Below are 17,194 nucleotides of genomic sequence, written 5' to 3'. Positions count from 1 at the left end.
ACGCTGTTTCGGAATGGAAGAACAGGCTCTCCCAACTCCCATAGACTTTTTGAGCTGAGTTAAGAGAAAAAGGGCCGCAGCCGGCCGCTTTCAGCACAGATTACCCCATTTGGCCGGTTTGGCGCCTTTTTCAGTGAAGGGTTATGGTTGGTTCTTCGTATCCACCAGGCCAGCCGCCCTGGTGACGTGCCTCTGAAGAGGAGAACGCGGTTATGTAGGCAGCTTTAAATTATTTAAGAAGAGTCTTTTCAAATATTCTTTCCGTCTTTTTAGCTGTAGTCTCAGCACGGCTGGCTGCTTCACTGGCCCTGTTTGTAGCTGCATCCGCCCGATCGGCTGCCGCTGCCGCTGCCGCTGCCGCCTCTTCAGCCTTTCGTGCGGCTGATTCCAGCCTGGAGGCCACATCTTCTAAACGCTTGGTGGCGGCCTCTGCCCTGGACGCTGCTGCTTTCGACTCTTCGGCAGCCTTTATGCCCTGATTTATCAGGGTCTTATCTTCTTTGCTGAGACCGCAGCCAGGCAGAGTGAACAGACTGAGTGCAAGCAGTAAACTCAGGACCGGCTTCAGAATCGCCCATCGTTTTTCACGAATTTGGTGTATCATGGCTCCTCCTCGCAAGATGGTATAAATTGTGTTTTGCAGGTGGATAACTATCTACATTTTACAGTTTTTACAGTGTAATCAGCTACCTAAATGGAAAATTACCTGCCAAGAGAGCGAGCTTTCCAAACAGATAAAATATATTAAAAATAAACAGGACGTCTTGTCAACAGGCAAGCATACAAGCATATAATAAATCTGTATGGCAGAAGATTTTTATAATGAAATTTTTACCGGGATGTGGGAATTTCCTGTAGTGAAAATTACAGATACCAGATAGGGTCGCAGAAATATGATGTATGAAGGCTTATTTAAGCCTCTTGCCGCGCTGGCTTTTTTCCTGGCAGGTTTTTTGGTTCTTGGAACCGGATACGCCCATGGCAAGGAAGCGCCTTCAAAATGTGTGGTAATCGACAAAGGGATCCACAGGTTGTTCCTTTACAGGGATGGCAAGGCCATAGGGAGTTATGCCGTGTCTATCGGCATAGATTCCGAGTCGCCCAAGCGCTGCAGGGGAGACAAATCAACTCCTGAGGGCTGTTATTATGTGACCTGCAAGAGATGTAAGAGCAGATTCTATAAGTTCCTTGGTCTTTCGTATCCCAATAGGATGGATGCCTGGTTGGGCCTGAGAAATGGGCTTATTTCATCAAGGGAGTATCTTTCGATTGCAGATGCCGTATCAGCAGATGGTTCTCCACCTGCCGGCACATCTCTCGGCAGCGGCATTGGCATACATGGTGGAGGGGTATACCGTAATAACGGGAAATACATGGTAAGGGACTGGACCAATGGCTGTATAGCTGTAAATAATCAGGATATGGATGCCATTTACTCTTTCTGTAATGTGGGTGATATGGTAATTATTTTAAACAGTAAGCACCAGTTTTTTGACATGATGCGTCCCTTTGGGACCAATCTGACCATAGACAAGACTTCAGGGCCAGGAGGAAAAGGTCAAGGATACCTCTCTGAACTCGAGTTTGTTACAGTTTTTGGTCAGGTCCTATTGAGGTTAAGAGAGGGGGCCGACTACAGCAGGTCCATTGAGATATTGCTCTTTGGAGATGGGGTTTCAAGGCCTCCCAGTTATATGGTTTTTGATCATAATGCCGACGGGAAATTGGGGTATGGAGATAAACAGACCGGATCATTGGGAACAGCAAAGAGAAAACAGGATTCCTACAACAGAATGCTTGCAGAATTGAAAAATGCCTTGAGAAAAGGACGCTTTTTGGCATGTCCTGAGAAATGACTCCTTTATCACAGATAGCCTGGCCGATTGGGGCCTATCTTCTGGGGTCAATACCATTTGGCCTGCTCTTGGCCCGTTGCAAAGGCATAGATCTTCGAAGGCATGGCAGCGGGAACATAGGGGCTACAAATGTGGCCAGGGTAATGGGTAATGGCTGGTGGTGGGGGCTTATTACACTTACTGCGGATCTCTCTAAGGGCTTCCTGCCGGTCTTTGGTTGCAAGCTGGCAATGGCCGGAGCGACTGATCCTGATTTCTGGATTGCATGTACAGGGCTCGGCGCCGTTCTGGGCCACTGCTATTCAATATTTCTCGGATTTAGAGGAGGGAAAGGCGTTGCCACCGCGGCAGGAGTGTTCATGGCGGTCTGTCCTTTTGCTGCAGGCATCGCCGCGGTCGCCTTTTTGATAGCTCTGAAGAAGTGGGGTTATGTGTCGGCGGGATCCCTTGCAGCAACTGCACTTATGCCTGTTTTAATGTACTTTTTCTGCCCGGTACCTGAATTTGAGTTCATGGCGTGGGTAACTGCCTGTATCATCTGGATAAGGCACAGAGATAACATCAAGAGACTGATGAACGGGGAAGAAAAGAGTTGGAAAAAGGACAACCCTTTACCAGATTTTTGATAGGGTTTTGCTCGTGCAGTCATATTGCCAAACCCAAGGACTTGATCTTTCTGTGAAGGTGCCTTCTTTCAATACCAATAGCCTGGGCGGTTTTCTTGACATTACCCTGGTGTTCGGCGAGTTTTTTTTCAAGATACTCCCGTTCAAACAAGGCCTTTGCCTCCCTGAAGTCCTGGCAGCTCAACCAGGCTGGTTCGGGAATCGAGATATTGATCTGTGACCCGGAAGCAGATCCAAGGCCCTGCCTGAAAGGAGGAGGAAGATCGTCTATAGTGATCTCTGGTCCTTTGGTCAGAATTACAAGCCTTTCTATCATATTCCGTAATTCTCTCACATTTCCTGGCCAGTCGTATGTCATAAATGCCTTGATTACTTCCTGGCTCACCCTTTTTTTTGGACCATGAGTGGTGTTTCCGGTAAATTCGCTCAGGAAGCCTTCTGTAAGAAGAGAGATGTCATCTTTGCGTTCCCTGAGGGGCGAGACCTCTATAGGTATCACGTTTAACCTGTAGTAAAGGTCTTCCCGGAAACGCCCTTCCTTTATCTCATTTTCAAGGTCTTTGTTCGTAGCTGCTATGATGCGCGTGTCTATCGTTATGGTCTTGCTCCCTCCAATCCGCTCGAATCTTTGTTCCTGGAGTATTCTCAGGATCTTTGCCTGGGTCTTGAGGCTCATATCCGTGATTTCATCCAGAAACAGGGTCCCTTCATTTGCAAGGTCAAATTTTCCCCTCTTCATGGTGATTGCACCGGTGAATGCACCTTTCTCATGCCCAAACAGTTCGCTCTCAATGAGTTCTTCAGGTATTGCAGCGCAGTTGATTTCTATGAGTGGTTTCCGGTTCCGTTTGCTCAGACAATGGATCGTCTGGGCCACGAGTTCCTTGCCCGTTCCGTTTTCCCCCTGGATCAGCACCCACGCATCAGTAGGGGCAACGATGGCTATTTGTTCCTTGAGTCTTTTCATGACAGGGCTCTCGCCGATGAGTTCCTGCCTTTCTCCGGTTTTTTGCCTCAAAAAGATGTTTTCTTCCCGGAGGTCATGATATTTGAGGGCATTCCGGATCGTGAGGAGCAAATGTTCATAGGAAAGAGGCTTCTCTATAAAGTCATAGGCCCCCAGCTTGGTGGCCTTTACAGCCGTTTCTATAGTTCCGTGACCGGACATGATTACTGCCGGGATAAACGGCCAATCGTTCTTTATTCGTTTCAATACTTCCAGGCCGTCCATACCCGGCATCCAGATGTCAAGCAAGACTATATCCGGAAGGTCCTCTTCCATAGTCCCGAGGGCCGTCTCTCCGTCCAGTGAGGTCCGCACGTCAAATCCCTCGTCTTCCAGTATATCCGTCACGGATTGAAGGATCGAACTTTCATCATCTACTACAAGTATCTTTTTCTTTACCATGGCAAAATCGGCGTTCTTTAGTAAATATCCGGTGAACCCGTTATATCCTGCCTTGAAGCGGTTACCTTTTTCCGGGTTTCAAGGCTCACTCATCGCAGACCGGAGAGGCAGTGCGATCCGGCCCGCTGCCCAAAACCCTGCAAAAGGCAAACCGCATTTCTAATTTCAAGTTTCTAATTTCACCGCATTATTTCAAGCGGTCCGATTGATTCCAGCCAACAGGGAAAAATAATACAAATCTCGTTCCATTGGGAATATTATTTTCCACCAGTATGCGTCCGTTATGGTCTGCCACAATAGAGTTTACAATAGCAAGTCCAAGGCCTGTCCCCCCTCTTTTTTTAGAAAAATATGGCTCGAAGAGCCTTGGGATATCCTCTGGAGGAATTCCTGGTCCGGTATCGGAAACACTGAGACATATTTCATTCACGGCGCTATTATAAGTTATTTGTATCTTTATTTCACCGCCATCAGGCATGGAGGCTACCGAGTTGTCCAGAAGGTTGATAAGGGCCCTCTTTATCTGGTCAGGGTCCAGCAAGGCCTCCGGCAAATCATCCTGCACTTCCAGCCTGAATTCAATTTTTGTATATCCGTCCCTGTAGATTGCAAGTGCCTCATCTGCCAAATCATCCAGCCTGGTTGGCCGGAGTCTGGGAGCCGGCATCCTGGCAAAGTTGGAAAATTCATCCACAAGGTGTTTAAGTTCTTTTGCCTGGCTTATGATGGTATTTGTACATTTGTCAAAAACAGCCCTGGCTTCGTCATCCAGCTTGTCAAGATATTTCTTGCGCAGCCTTTGTGCCGAGAGTTGTATGGGGGTCAAGGGATTCTTGACCTCATGCGCAATACGCCTGGCTACCTCGCGCCAGGCAGCCAGACGCTGAATCTTCTCCAGCTCCGTCAGGTCGTCAAAAACTATGACTACTCCGAGAGATCTCCCATCCCGGTCTCTCAATATGGTAAAGCTTGCCAGGAGAGACAAGGGCTTTTCTTTCACTTCCATGCGAATTTGACGTTGAATCATACCCTTTGGGGAGAGGCTGAGTTCCTGCCTGATTTCTTCAAATTCTGTGGCCTGATCCTCTGTCAGGAGCTGGAGATACGGCTTTCCTATGACCTGATCCGAGGACATATCCAGAATGCTCTCGGCTGATCTGTTCATGAGAGTGACGATACCCTGTCTGTCTATGGATATTACCCCTGCCGTTATGTTCTGCAGGATAATCTCGATATAGCGCCGGCGTTGTTCCAGTTCGCCATAGCTCTTTTGGAGTTGTCTCGATGTCTCTTCAGTCCTGCGTCTGGCCTCCTTAAGGTCCTGGGTCATGACATTAAATGCCCGCACCAGAGAATTCAGCTCATCCTTGCCCCGGGCCTCAAGGCTGAAGTCCAGGTCTCCCAGTGCTACACGGTGAGTGGCCTCGGCAAGCACCTGAACAGGCTCTGTAATACTTTTGGCAAGCCTGAATCCAAACCATATGGAAACAAAAATGATCAGGAATGTAATAAGGAAAAGAGTGATAAGCAGAGAACCCTTAATCGGGTTCTGGAACAATCGCAACTGGCGGTAGTCCTCATAACCCGAGCGGATACCATCGAGCAGGCGGCTCATATCCTGGGGCATCAGGTGGCCCAAGGCCAATACGGCCTGGATACCGCCATCTGTATTTCTCAGAGGACTCAAGACCCGGATTAGTTCACCGCCTTCCAAGTTAACACTGTATACCAGTGAATCCTTGCCTTCAAAGATCCGGTCCAGCACAGATGGGGGAATGCACGGCGGCTCATCCACAAGGGGAAGCCATATCTTGACCAAAAGCTCCTTGTGCGTTGGGTTTATCACCTCTATGGAACTGAAAGGGATTATACTGCTGAAAACATGGGTGCCAGGTAATAGCGGCGTTGGATTTACCAGCTGTTCTATGCATACACTGTCTATTGAATTGTCTTCTTTAACACATTTCAGGCTCAGGACCTTGCACATTTTTTGAGACATGTGCTGCAATTCGGTAACCCGGCCGTCATAGTATACCCTTCCTATTGTCATGGCATTATCAAGGGATCTTTCCACCTTTATATTGAACCAGTAACCGATGCTGGTCCTTAGAAACTGAAAGGAGACCATAAAGAGTAGTATTGTAGGGATAAGTGATAAAGAGACAAAGGCTATTACGAGTTTGGTCCTGAGCTTAGCTCCCAGTATGTTTTTTCTGTCTTCGAATATCAGTTTGACTAAATTACGTAATACGAGAAAACCCAGAAGCAGGATGAGAAGAATATTAAGGTTAATTACTGCGAATATGAGTACACTGCTGCCTGTCAATAGCGGACTGGAACCGGAGATCAGATGGTACTCGGTCAGGGACAGCAGGATAATCAAACCCCCTGCTGCTATCATAATGATTCGTTCGAGCCTTCGCTTTCTGGCTTCGCTAGTAGTTAAAGCGGATTTCATACCATTTAGTCCGGTAACCCCACGAGGAAAACAGGTCCAAAAGACCTCTGAAGGGTAAAGACGATACCGCTTTTTCCGTCTTCGCCCGTACCCGCATAATATATGTCTTTCCCCTGGGCAGTTCTGATAAAGATATTATAGAAACGTCGTTAATCTCAAAAGCAAGCGATTTTGCTTCTTCTAAGGTCCTTACACTGACTACTCTGGGGGAGTCCGGACCAAATGAAACCCTGTACTCCCCTTTGAGATTGTCATAGGAAAGCGTCCTGGATATGGAGACCCGGGAAAGCCTTTTTTTTAACAGAAAACGTGGTGCCTGTAACTCTACTTCATAAATATAACGTACTATAACCCCACTTTCTAACGCGATTTGCACGTACGGAGGACACCCGTTTTTGAGGGAAAAGTAGGCCAGGAGCCTGTCCCTGGAGTTTGATACCGTAAAGTCATAGATTTCCGGGCCGGGTCGATCCTCCGCCAATGACACGGTATTTTTAATCCTTGGCAGTAAAGAACAGGGTGTCAAGATAAAAACAGAAAGGATGAAAAAGGTTATAAGAGGGATGGATTTTGACGAGGTCACTCGTTGAACCTTAGGCAGAATCCCTGAGAAGTAACAGATATAGTGATCCAGGTGTCTTCAGCCTTCCCGCAAGGTATCCGGCCTTGTCACCTTCTCCACAATAGAGATCCAGTCTATGCGGTCCCTTGATGGCATTGCCCGTATCCTGGTTGCACACAAAGCCCTGGAATGTACCACCGGCATCTTCGTGGATCAATCGGCTTACAGGCATTGGCGCCTGCAAAAAGCACAGTGCACCAGGCGGATATATCTCGTGGTCAAGGGCCACGGATCTCATAGGTGTCAGTACCTTTCCCAGCCTTCCTATCGGCCCTTCTTTTTCCCATCTGAAGAAAATGTATCTGGGATTGGCGGCAAGGGCCTCTCTGAATTTATCCGGATTTTTCTGTGCCCAAGAGCGGATATCCTGCCAGTCTGCCTGATCCTTATCCAGCAGTCCCTTGTCTATCAGCCATCGGCCAATACTATGGTAGGGGTGACCGTTACTGGAAGCATAATGGATGTATCTCCTGGTTTCATCCTGGAACCGGAGCGTCCCTGAACCCTGTATATGGAGCATGAGCCCATCCAGTGGAGACCGCAGCCATGCAAGGACACCGGTGCACCCGAGCTTCTTGCCTTCGTCAATGCCGGCCCGCGTGTAATACGGGACCAGGCTCTGTCCGGATACCCTTCCATAAAGGGTCTTGCGTGGAAGGGCGGAGTCAAAATCATGCAATGCTATTCGAATGAGGTCCTGGGGGGTCTCATAAATGGGATAGGAGAATTCTTCATTCGCCTTCAGAGAAGCAGCCAGTTCAGGCTGGAAATATCCCGTCACAAGGACATATCCGGCAGGCACCTCTCCCTTTTCACGTCCGATTACCCTGTAAACCACAAACAGGCGACGGATTTCCCTCTGAAAATCATCCCGGTCAAGATTTCTATCCAGAAGCCCGGAAAAGGCCTTCAGCGTCTTTCTTAACATGCCTGCAGTTATGGATTCATTGCCCCAGGGTATCTGCTCCTCATCTTCGTATTTTTCCAGGTATTCGAGGCTGGCTGAAACGGCCTTTTTCAGTCCTTTTTTGCCATTGATGTCATTAAAGTCCGGAAGTTGTTCAGCAGGTACCTGTCTGACCAAAGATACAGGTGAAACGGGTAGCCAGAAGAGCCGATACAGGACAACCAGGCCTCCGATGATACCAATCAGCCCGATTAAAAATGTCAATAAGACAATGGTCCGGCTGGTTACCATGATTTATAGGCCTGTGGCCGCAACTTGCCTCTTTACCGCCTCTACGGATTTCTGTAAGGCTTTCTGTTCCTCACCCGCAAGGGGAAATTCCAGGATGCGTTCAACACCGTTTTCTCCGAGTACTACCGGCACACCCAGGAATACACCGCTAATGCCAAATTCTCCCTCGAGGTAGGCTGCACAGGGCACCACTCTTTTTTCGTCTTTGAGTATGGATTGAGCCATCTCCACCGCAGCAAGGCCGGGGGCGGAGAAGGCGCTTCCTGTCTTGAGATGCTGCACTATTTCTGCACCTCCGTATCGAGTGCGACGGACTATGCTTTCGATTTCTTCTTTGGATAAAAGCTCCTCTATAGGTACTCCTCCAACGCTGGCAAGCCTGACCAGAGGAAGCATATGATCGCCGTGCACGCCCATCACAAGGGCTGTCACATCTGAAGGAGCTACACCCAGGGCCTGAGCAATAAAAGTGCGGTACCTGGCAGAATCCAGAATACCCGCCATGCCCACGACCTGCTGTTTTGGAAATCCTGATACCTTAAAGACCGTATAGACCATGGCATCAATAGGATTCGTGACGACTACCAGGCATGCGTCGGGAGAATATCTGACGATTTCCTCAGTAACTATACGGATGATCCGGACATTTTCCGCTAAAAGGTCATCCCGGCTCATCCCCGGCTTGCGGGCAAGCCCGGCGGTAATGATGACCACGTCTGACTGGGCGGTATCTGCATAGTCATCTGTACCGATAATATTGCCTGCATATCCATATAACGGTGATGACTGGAAGAGATCCAGGGCCTTACCGTGGGGAAGGCCTTCCACTACATCCAACAGTACTATGGTATCTGCAATGGATCTGCTGACAGCCCATTGGGCAGCGGCTGTTCCCACTGCACCTGCACCTATGATACTTAGCTTCTTTTTCCGACTATTTTCTTTCATTGGAATATACTGTAAATATAGTAATGGTTCATTTACATCCCTGGATTCCTGCTTTCGCGGGAATGACTGGCACTTACATCCAAACGTCATTCCGGCGAAAGCCGGAATCCAGACATCTTACCCTAAGTTATTGAGAAATTACGCGTGGCTCACTGAACACATATAAATTTTGATAATTTATCACAGGATCCGGTCACCGGCAACGGAAAGGACGGGGTGATTGGTTACGAATCCCAGGGGAGATCACATGGAGATACTCAATGATCTCATCTCTGCCTTGACAGAGAATTGTAAAATTCAGGAAATCCATACCTGTATTCACTGGACAGCAGTAATCAGCAGAGGCTGCGGACTGTCTTCTACATTTCAGGATAGTCGCATTCCCCATGTACCGGTCAGAGATGCAGGCAAATTGACTCAAAAAACCGCACTGGAAGTGGTAGAATATGCCAGGTCAGACAATCTCCTGGAGGCATCTATCGGAATGGCGGCCCTGAACTCCTTGATAGAGATCGATGAAGAGAGTTGTGTTGAACTGAATGCCTTTGAAATACTGGCAGAAAAGGGAAGGGGTAAAAATGTATGTGTTGTGGGCCATTTCCCATTTATTCCCAGGCTGCGGAAATCGGCCGGCAGACTCTGGGTAATGGAAAAAAGACCGCAGGAAGGGGACCTTTCGGCAGAAGAGGCTAAAAATATACTGCCTCTGGCTGATGTTGTGGCTATTACCGGTACGTCATTTATCAATCATACAGTAGATGAATTATTAAATTTGTGCAGGAAGAGTTTCGTGGTGATGGTGGGAGCGACCTCGCCCCTGTCACCCGTACTTTTTGACTACGGAGTTGATATGATCGCCGGCTCAAAAGTGGTTGATCCGCAAAAGGCCATTCAGTGTATAAGCGAAGGTGCCACATTTAAACAGATTAAGGGCATAAAGCATCTGATTATGAAAAAATGATATGACTATTGAGTTAGCTCCGCATCATATGCTAATTGTAACGGATTATTGGATGATTATCCAATAATCAAAGATTATATATCGAAACGGAGCTAACTCAATAGTCATAAAAAATGAAGGAGAAAAGACTATGGAAGCAAAGGACGTACTGTATCTTGGGCTCGGAGCCGCCTTCTTAGCAAAGGACAAACTCAAGGAACGGCTCAAGGAACTGGAAAAGCGCGGAGAGATCAACAGGGAAGATGCCAAGAAGTTCATTCAAGATGCCAAGGACCGGGCCAAGAAGGAGCAGGAGGCCCTTGACTCGCGTATCCAGGAAAAACTCAAAGAGGTCATTCGTGAGATGGGCCTGGTCACCAAGGAGGATTTTGAAGAACTGAAAGCAATAATAAAAAAGGCCTGATGCTCAAAAACTATGCTCTGGGACGGGTGTGGAAGACATTTCGTTTTCTCCTCACCGTATTTGTTATCGTCCGCAGAAAGGAGCACTTCCTTCATATCCGTCCCCTGGGTCCAACCGCGTTCAAGCAGACTATCCTTGACCTGGGCGTAAGCTTTATCAAGCTGGCTCAGGTCCTGGCCACCAGGGCCGACTTCTTTACCGAGGAATATCTGAGCGAGCTTAAGACTATCCATGACGAGGTCGAGCCCATGGACCGGGCCGATTTTGAGATCATGTACAACAGGGCCTTTGGATCAGTCAGGCCGTTTCGCCATTTCGACCGCAGCCCTATAGCGAGTGCCTCCATAGGCCAGGTGCACAAGGCCGTACTGGATGACGGCACAGAGGTCGCAGTGAAAATACGCCGCCTGGATATTGAAAAGGCAGTCCTTGATGATATCAGGATCATTGGTATCTTCCTCAGGATCTTTCAGCCTTTCTTCAGCCGGCTCACAAAGAACTCCCTGGAGGCTGTACTCAATGAATTCGCCGACATGATCGTCAAAGAGGTGGATCTGTCCATCGAATTGGACAATCTCCGTAAATTCGGGGATACCTATCAACTGAGCGGCATCCGATATCCCAAGGTGTTTCCAAGCTATTGCAGCTGTGACGCCCTGGTCATGAGCTTTGAGACAGGGATGCGTATTGATGATAAAGAGGGCTTGGCCCGCTCCAACATCCCGTTTGCCCGTCTCATGGACAGGATGATCTCCTTCTATATGGAACAGATGCTGGTGTGCGGCTTTTTTCATGCAGATCCTCACCCAGGCAATTTCTTGGTCAGGGAAGACGGTACACTGATCGTCTTAGATTTCGGAATGGTCAAGCGATTGCCCAACTCCACCCGGGTCGCCATGATTGAGATGATCAAGGCCGCCAATGAACAAGACTTTGAGCTCTTTATCGTCTCATGCAAACGGCTGGGTGTGATTGCAGCCACGGCACGGGAGGACCAGATGCAGGAACTGGCGGAGCGCATGTTTGACATCTTTGGCAATGAAAACCTGAGTGCCACGACCATGCAGAACCTGGCCTTTGATGTCCTGGATTCCATGAGAGAGCTTCCCTTCAAAATTCCGCAGGAACTGGTCTATGTCATGCGGGCCAGCTCCCTTGTCGAGGGGCTGGGAACCAGCTTCATCGAGAACTTTAACGGCATCAAAGACATCCTGCCGGTCCTCATAAAAAACATCAACAGGGCCCTGGGCGCGGAAGCCAGATTTCTTCCCACACTAAAAAGTGAACTCATGTCCTTGCCGTTGACCATACGGCGGCTAAAGATAATTATCACGCATCTGAGTGAAGATAACCTGCACATAAAGCTGTCCGGGGAGACCCTGGAAATCCTGGGAGAATGCATACGTGGCTACCTGAAATCCATAAGCGTGGGGATAGTTCTGATTACAGCGGCGTTTTTCATGCAGCACCTGAGCTTTTCCCACCACCAGGAAGTTGCTGCCATCCTATTTATTCTTGGAGTTTTGCGGGTGTTTATCGCCCTGAAGTGAATCTTCCCCGATTGGGGAATTTCCTGTCAAGTTCGTCCAGCAATTCCGATACGGGCCTGTTGGTGGACAGGACCATTAAATGATCCTGCTCAAGGTCGTCCGTTGGGACGAACAGTTCCTTTTGTTTCAGATAGATCTCCCACCGTCCGTCTGAGACCTGGTTTTCTGCCCCGGCCCTTTGGGTCAGGCGTTCCTTTATTTCCTGCTCAGGACAGGTGCACAATATGAAGTGGATGTTCGCTTTGGCCTCTCTGGATAACTCCAAAAGCCTTGATCTCTCTTCCCCGTCCCGGTAAGTGGCGTCCAGTATCACCGGCTCTCCCTGCATCAGATGTTTGCCGGCAAGGCAGGCAAGTGTCCTGTATGTTTTTAAAGTCTGTTGCCGGCTGTAAATGCCCCGGCCAAAAGGCTCCCAGTGGCGTTCTCCCGTGGGTATCCCGGCTATGAACTCTTTTCTCACTCTGTCCGAATTATAGAAAGGGAGTCGGTGCTTTCTTGCCCAGGCAGATGCAACCGTTGACTTTCCCGTACCTGAAAGACCGAAAAATACATACAGGTCGGGAATGCCCATGCCGCCGGCATAATTCATGGCCAGGCGGAAGTATCTTGATGCCTGGCTACCTGCCTTTTCTTTTGTGTCGCTGTCTATTCCATGGGATGCCCAGGTAAAGCAGCCGATTTTACCCCTTACATACGCCCTGTAACATTTGTAGAAGTCTATTAAATCAAGAAGCCCGGCGTCACCGATCCCGTCGGAAAACGACCTGATAAAATAGTTGGAGAGTGCCGGAAGACCATGATAATCAAGATCCATTGCCAGAAAGGCCACATCCGAGGCAACATCCCCGCATCTAAAGCGCTCGTTAAACTCGATGCAATCAAAGATATAAACAGCATTATTTGTTTTATTAAAACAGATATTTGCAGAATATAGATCCCCGTGGCCTTCTCTGATCAGGCCTTGTTCTATTCGAGACAGGAACAAGGGCTTATTGTTGTCAATGAAAGACCTGGTGTAGTTACAGATATGACTGTACGCGTCTTTTTCGATGAGCTTTCCAATAAAAGATGCGGTCTGATCGAAATTTTCCTCTGTGTTTTGACGTATTATGTCTATTGTCCCAAATTTTTTGATTTTCTCTCCAGCGGCTGCATTTCTGTAAAAGGGTATCAATCTGTTGACAACTGCATCAATCTCGGCATTGCCTATCATATTTTCAGAAAGGAGTCGAACCATCATACCTTCTTCAGGCATACGACGCATAACTACGGCCCACTCCACCGGCTTTCCGGTGCCGTTGATTTTTATTCGACCATCATCACTGGTGACAGGCCATACGTACAGATAAATCTCCGCACACAGCCGGCGGTTTAATCGCAGCTCTTCCAGACAAAAATGGTGCCTCTTTTCCAGTCCTGTAAAATCAAGGAAACCGAAATCTACAGGCTTTTTGAGTTTATAGACCCTGTCTCCTGCCAGAAATACCCAGGAAATGTGTGTCTGAATCATAACGACATCGTCCACTGGATGTGGATATGATGCCGGATCTAACATTGTCTTCATCCAAGAGGGGTTCTCAGACATAAGAATTCTCCTGAGCGGCTTTTTTTTATACTTTTCATACTTTAGCGTTCTCGGGCCGAAGGCCTGAACTTGATTCCTATGACAGGTGTGATTATGCTGATATCACAGATGTTGTATAATGACAAAGGTAAATTTCGATGAACCCGTTATATCCTGCCTTGAAGCGGTTACCTTTTTCCGGGTTTCAAAGCTCACTCATCGCGGACCGGAGAGGCAGTGCAATCCGGCCCGCTACCCAAAACCCTGCAAAAGGCAAACCGCTCCTGCGGCAGGGCACGGATGGCAACTTCCACAGTGGACCACGGGCTCACCGGATATTTACTGGCAAAGCATCAGTTAAAAAATAGTTTTATTTTCGTGGCCTTCGTGGTGAAAAAACGGAAAGTCCATTCAGACACCATATAGGAGTCGTTAAAAATGGCAGAGATTAAAAGCTCTATTGAAATCGCTATGGAAAAGGCGGATCGTCTGGGACGCGCGGCCAAAGAAGAGTTTGATGCTGAAAAGTGGCTTGATCATGGCCGCCGAATAGTTGCCAGGTATTTGCAGGGTGAAATTGAGGACCTTAAGGCCGATTTCAGCGATATTCCCGGGAATGAGTTTCCAACGGTATTAAAGGGAGCTGCAGAGACATTGCTAAGGAATATTGTTTTACCCAGGGATAAAGACCAGTGGCCGGGTATTAAAAAGGCCCTGAGTGGTTTTGTGGACCTGAAAGGCAGTACAGCAAACCAAATTATTTCCCGTATCGAAGAGTTGCTGAAAAATTATGAGCAGACTCGTGATCAACATTACGAACAGTTAAAAATGCAGATGGAGAACCAGCTCGGTGGAATAAGGCAGGCCGTTTCGCAACAGTATGGTGCAGCAATAGCCGCTGAGATAAATGTCAATTCATTGCCTGAATTTCAAAAGGAGTGGTCTCGGATATCTTCTGAAATCAATGATCATTTTGAGCAAAAGTTGATTCTTCTCAAGGCCCACTTGGAGCAGACATAATTGCATCTCATAAAACATACAATATATTCATAAGTTAACAACAAATCCTAAACCAATTTAGCAAATAATTATACAGGGTAGGGTAGGGGGGTATTAAGAATCAGATGGGGGCAGCAAACCTTTAGCCCGCAACTTGCGTCGTTTCTCACGTCTTCTGCGTCTTCTTTCGATCTCCCTGCGCCTTTCAATCTTTTTGTGTCTGGCCATTTTTGATCTCCTTATTTTCATTATAAGAAAGAATTTACAAGTCATCCATAAGGGATGGCGAAAAATAAGTCAATAGAGCCTATTGCAAAATCACAAAGTTTGAGTATGTAAGCATTGGAGCCGGATTCAGGACTTGCAATGATATTCGTCATACCATAAGATAGGTCTGTCGATTTTCCTTGTTCTTCGCCTTTGAAAAAGGCGTAGAGGGAATTTATTGTTGAATGGGAAAGTAATGAAAGTAAAAAACTGGATGGCCAAAGACATAATTACCATTAGCCCTCAGGCCTCCATCAGTGATGCCATAAAACTAATGCACCGGCATTCCATAAGGCATTTGCCTGTTGTAGAAGATGACTCAATGCAAGGGCTGGTTACCGAAAGTAATTTGCGACAATATTTTTTCCCCTCCATGGTCCACGAACTCTCCATTTCAGACGTTATGATAGTGAATCCTATTACCGTGAATCCTGATGCCAGTATTGATTCTGCCGCACAGCTAATATACAAGTACAAAATCGGCGGTCTGCCTGTTCTCGAAAAAAGACGGCTGACCGGGATACTCACCGTTACTGATATACTCGCGGCCTTTATAGAACTCTTCGGGCTTTTGAAGGAGAGTTCACGGCTGGATATCATCCTATCTGACAGAGGCGGGACGCTTGATGATGTGCTCCGCCTGATTCGTGAGATGGGTGGAAGGGTAATCAGTGTAGGATTAGAAGCACTCACATCCAAGAAGAAGATCTATTACATCAGACTGGAAAAGGACGACCTTTCACCTATTGTTCAGGCCCTGGAAGATAAAGGCCACAGGGTGGTTTCTATACTGGACTGAGAAGCTGTTGAATCCGGACATGGCTCACTATCAAGTCACTAAAACATTTCAAGAAATAAATGAAAAGATCCGATCAGGAAAGGCGGTTGTAGTTACTGCGGAAGAGATGGTCGGTCTTGTCAGGAAGCATGGGGAAGTTAAGGCGGCAAAAAAGGTAGACGTTGTGACTACCGGTACCTTTTCCCCTATGTGTTCTTCAGGGGCTTTTATCAACTTCGGGCCCTGCGTGCCTGGGATAAAGGCCGCCAAAGTATGGCTTAACGGCGTACCTGCCTATGCTGGCCTTGCTGCACTAGATATATACCTTGGGGCTACCGAGCCCAGATCCAACGACCCTCTGAATAATGTCTATCCTGGTGAGTTTCTCTATGGGGGAGGGCATGTGATACAGGATTTAGTGGCCGGCAAGTCAATAAATTTAACAGCTGAATCTTATGGAACCCATTGCTATCCGAGCCGACGCTTAGACAAAAAAGTCACCCTTGCAGATCTGCCCTTTGCCCGGCTCTGCAACCCCAGAAATTCGTGTCAGAATTATAACTGTGCGGTAAATGTTACTGAAAAAATCATTTATACATACATGGGTGTTTTGCGACCAAGACTTGGCAATGCTAATTATTGCACTTCCGGGCAGTTGAGTCCTTTACTCAATGACGCCTATTATCAGACTATAGGCACCGGCACACGTATCTTTCTGGGTGGCGGGGTAGGCTATGTGCTTTCTGCAGGAACACAGCATGCGCCTGATACTGCACGAAATGAAAAAGGCCTGCCACGTAAACCTGCAGGCACACTTATGGTTGCCGGCGACCTTAAGCAGATGAACCCCAGGTGGTTGGCAGGTATTAGTATTCTTGGCTATGGTTGCTCCCTTGCTGTAGGGCTTGGAATACCAATACCTATTACCAGCGAAGAGATGGCCATGCGAACAGCCATATCCGATGAAGATATCGTAACTCAGGTAGTGGATTATGGCCGTGATTACCCCTTAGGGAAAAGCAGGTGCCTCCTGGAAGTCACATATGCGCAATTAAGAAGTGGAAGCATAAAGATAGGTGGTAAAGACGTCCTGACTGCCCCTTTATCCAGCTATGTCAGAGCGAGGGAGATTGCAGAGACACTTAAAAAATGGATCAGTGAGGGCCGATTTGTACTTGGAGAGCCTCAGGAAATCCTTCCAACCGAAATCAGGGTTTGATCAACAAATCAAGGTCTGGATGATATCGGCAGTGATAGATTATGTCTCAAGGTAATAAGAAAATTATCAATAAAAATTCCTTTTGTGTATTGTAATCTGAATAAAAACAATATAAGGATATTCAGCACTAAAGTTAGATCTGCCAACATGGGACCGGCCCAGTCAGTCAATGCCTTGCGACCAGAGTAGTCACCGGCACTTTTTAGCAGGGATTTATTTTTCCATGCGCCAGGTCTAAAACCTTCGCCTTTCAGGCGAAAGGCTTCAGCAGTTAAGGGATCGTGGTAAACTTGCTCATGGGAGGTTATCGCCATAAGCAAAGAATATCGCAAGGGGC

At 47.6% G+C, this 17,194-nt stretch carries 17 protein-coding genes; 10 read left to right on the top strand and 7 right to left on the bottom strand.

Features of this window, described 5'->3' with window-relative positions; all coding sequences use genetic code 11:
- Positions 1-254: 254 nt before the first annotated feature.
- The 3 genes from C4B57_01930 to plsY all read left to right on the top strand — a co-directional run bounded on the left by C4B57_01930 (position 255) and on the right by plsY (position 2,482).
- Positions 255-479: a hypothetical protein gene (locus C4B57_01930; protein ID PXF55847.1), complete on the top strand. Its 225-nt coding sequence runs from the start codon at positions 255-257 to the stop codon at positions 477-479.
- A 414-nt stretch (positions 480-893) separates the two neighbouring features.
- Positions 894-1,856 (top strand): hypothetical protein, encoded by a 963-nt coding sequence (locus C4B57_01925; protein PXF55785.1) that lies wholly within the window; start codon positions 894-896, stop codon positions 1,854-1,856.
- Complete coding sequence (plsY, locus tag C4B57_01920) at positions 1,853-2,482, top strand: acyl-phosphate glycerol 3-phosphate acyltransferase (GenBank protein PXF55784.1); 630 nt, start codon at positions 1,853-1,855, stop codon at positions 2,480-2,482. Before C4B57_01925 ends, plsY begins: the two co-directional genes overlap by 4 nt.
- A gap of 19 nt (positions 2,483-2,501) precedes the next feature.
- Here plsY and C4B57_01915 read toward each other — a convergent pair whose 3' ends face one another.
- The 5 genes from C4B57_01915 to mdh form a co-directional block, all read right to left on the bottom strand.
- The gene (locus C4B57_01915; GenBank protein ID PXF55783.1) at positions 2,502-3,890 is read right to left on the bottom strand and encodes a Fis family transcriptional regulator; all 1,389 of its coding nucleotides are present in this window, start codon (positions 3,888-3,890) and stop codon (positions 2,502-2,504) included.
- A 187-nt stretch (positions 3,891-4,077) separates the two neighbouring features.
- The gene (locus C4B57_01910; GenBank protein PXF55782.1) at positions 4,078-6,348 is read right to left on the bottom strand and encodes a PAS domain-containing sensor histidine kinase; all 2,271 of its coding nucleotides are present in this window, start codon (positions 6,346-6,348) and stop codon (positions 4,078-4,080) included.
- On the bottom strand, positions 6,326-6,982 hold the full coding sequence (locus tag C4B57_01905) for a hypothetical protein (GenBank protein ID PXF55781.1): 657 nt from the start codon (positions 6,980-6,982) through the stop codon (positions 6,326-6,328). Before C4B57_01905 ends, C4B57_01910 begins: the two co-directional genes overlap by 23 nt.
- Positions 6,942-8,168 carry a hypothetical protein gene (locus C4B57_01900; protein ID PXF55780.1) on the bottom strand — a complete coding sequence of 409 codons (1,227 nt, stop codon included), beginning with the start codon at positions 8,166-8,168 and terminating at the stop codon, positions 6,942-6,944. The genes C4B57_01905 and C4B57_01900 overlap by 41 nt, the downstream gene beginning before the upstream one ends.
- A gap of 3 nt (positions 8,169-8,171) precedes the next feature.
- Positions 8,172-9,116: a malate dehydrogenase gene (gene mdh, locus C4B57_01895; GenBank protein PXF55779.1), complete on the bottom strand. Its 945-nt coding sequence runs from the start codon at positions 9,114-9,116 to the stop codon at positions 8,172-8,174.
- Positions 9,117-9,363: 247 nt separating this feature from the next.
- Here mdh and C4B57_01890 point away from each other — a divergent pair, with 247 nt between their 5' ends.
- The 3 genes from C4B57_01890 (at position 9,364) to C4B57_01880 (ending at position 12,030) form a co-directional block, all read left to right on the top strand.
- A complete protein-coding gene (locus C4B57_01890; GenBank protein PXF55778.1) occupies positions 9,364-10,077 on the top strand; it encodes a hypothetical protein in 714 nt (237 codons plus the stop codon).
- Positions 10,078-10,207: 130 nt separating this feature from the next.
- Entirely contained in the window at positions 10,208-10,480 is a 273-nt protein-coding gene (locus C4B57_01885) for a hypothetical protein (protein ID PXF55777.1), read from the top strand.
- Positions 10,480-12,030, top strand: a complete 1,551-nt coding sequence (locus C4B57_01880; protein PXF55776.1) for an ABC transporter — start codon at positions 10,480-10,482, stop codon at positions 12,028-12,030. The genes C4B57_01885 and C4B57_01880 overlap by 1 nt, the downstream gene beginning before the upstream one ends.
- On the opposite strand, the gene C4B57_01875 is transcribed toward C4B57_01880, so the two are convergent.
- A complete protein-coding gene (locus C4B57_01875; protein PXF55775.1) occupies positions 12,014-13,615 on the bottom strand; it encodes an aminoglycoside phosphotransferase in 1,602 nt (533 codons plus the stop codon). The two genes, C4B57_01880 and C4B57_01875, sit on opposite strands and share 17 nt — an antisense overlap.
- Positions 13,616-13,831: 216 nt before the next feature.
- Here C4B57_01875 and C4B57_01870 point away from each other — a divergent pair, with 216 nt between their 5' ends.
- The 4 genes from C4B57_01870 (at position 13,832) to C4B57_01855 (ending at position 16,857) form a co-directional block, all read left to right on the top strand.
- Positions 13,832-14,020, top strand: a complete 189-nt coding sequence (locus C4B57_01870) for a hypothetical protein (GenBank protein PXF55774.1) — start codon at positions 13,832-13,834, stop codon at positions 14,018-14,020.
- A 12-nt stretch (positions 14,021-14,032) separates the two neighbouring features.
- A complete protein-coding gene (locus C4B57_01865) occupies positions 14,033-14,614 on the top strand; it encodes a hypothetical protein (GenBank protein PXF55773.1) in 582 nt (193 codons plus the stop codon).
- Between the two features lie 442 nt (positions 14,615-15,056).
- Entirely contained in the window at positions 15,057-15,659 is a 603-nt protein-coding gene (locus tag C4B57_01860) for a signal transduction protein (GenBank protein PXF55772.1), read from the top strand.
- A 19-nt stretch (positions 15,660-15,678) separates the two neighbouring features.
- Entirely contained in the window at positions 15,679-16,857 is a 1,179-nt protein-coding gene (locus C4B57_01855) for a hypothetical protein (GenBank protein PXF55846.1), read from the top strand.
- 8 nt (positions 16,858-16,865) lie between these two features.
- Here the strand turns inward: C4B57_01855 and C4B57_01850 are convergent, their stop codons facing one another.
- A complete protein-coding gene (locus C4B57_01850; GenBank protein PXF55771.1) occupies positions 16,866-17,171 on the bottom strand; it encodes a hypothetical protein in 306 nt (101 codons plus the stop codon).
- Positions 17,172-17,194: the final 23 nt, after the last annotated feature.

The organism is Deltaproteobacteria bacterium, from assembly GCA_003194485.1.
In the GTDB taxonomy this organism is placed as follows: Bacteria; Desulfobacterota; Dissulfuribacteria; order Dissulfuribacterales; family UBA3076; genus UBA3076.
The sequence above is the reverse complement of the archived record's forward strand: the minus strand, read 5'-3'. Positions and strand labels throughout refer to the sequence as shown.

Bases quoted from the DNA above. Each gene is read 5' to 3' on its own strand.
- C4B57_01925 (PXF55785.1), top strand. From the start codon at position 894: ATGATGTATGAAGGCTTATTTAAGCCTCTTGCCGCGCTGGCTTTTTTC.
- plsY (PXF55784.1), top strand. From the start codon at position 1,853: ATGACTCCTTTATCACAGATAGCCTGGCCGATTGGGGCCTATCTTCTG.
- C4B57_01915 (PXF55783.1), bottom strand. From the start codon at position 3,890: ATGGTAAAGAAAAAGATACTTGTAGTAGATGATGAAAGTTCGATCCTT.
- C4B57_01910 (PXF55782.1), bottom strand. From the start codon at position 6,348: ATGAAATCCGCTTTAACTACTAGCGAAGCCAGAAAGCGAAGGCTCGAA.
- C4B57_01900 (PXF55780.1), bottom strand. From the start codon at position 8,168: ATGGTAACCAGCCGGACCATTGTCTTATTGACATTTTTAATCGGGCTG.
- mdh (PXF55779.1), bottom strand. From the start codon at position 9,116: ATGAAAGAAAATAGTCGGAAAAAGAAGCTAAGTATCATAGGTGCAGGT.
- C4B57_01890 (PXF55778.1), top strand. From the start codon at position 9,364: ATGGAGATACTCAATGATCTCATCTCTGCCTTGACAGAGAATTGTAAA.
- C4B57_01885 (PXF55777.1), top strand. From the start codon at position 10,208: ATGGAAGCAAAGGACGTACTGTATCTTGGGCTCGGAGCCGCCTTCTTA.
- C4B57_01880 (PXF55776.1), top strand. From the start codon at position 10,480: ATGCTCAAAAACTATGCTCTGGGACGGGTGTGGAAGACATTTCGTTTT.
- C4B57_01875 (PXF55775.1), bottom strand. From the start codon at position 13,615: ATGTCTGAGAACCCCTCTTGGATGAAGACAATGTTAGATCCGGCATCA.
- C4B57_01865 (PXF55773.1), top strand. From the start codon at position 14,033: ATGGCAGAGATTAAAAGCTCTATTGAAATCGCTATGGAAAAGGCGGAT.
- C4B57_01860 (PXF55772.1), top strand. From the start codon at position 15,057: ATGAAAGTAAAAAACTGGATGGCCAAAGACATAATTACCATTAGCCCT.
- C4B57_01855 (PXF55846.1), top strand. From the start codon at position 15,679: ATGGCTCACTATCAAGTCACTAAAACATTTCAAGAAATAAATGAAAAG.
- C4B57_01850 (PXF55771.1), bottom strand. From the start codon at position 17,171: ATGGCGATAACCTCCCATGAGCAAGTTTACCACGATCCCTTAACTGCT.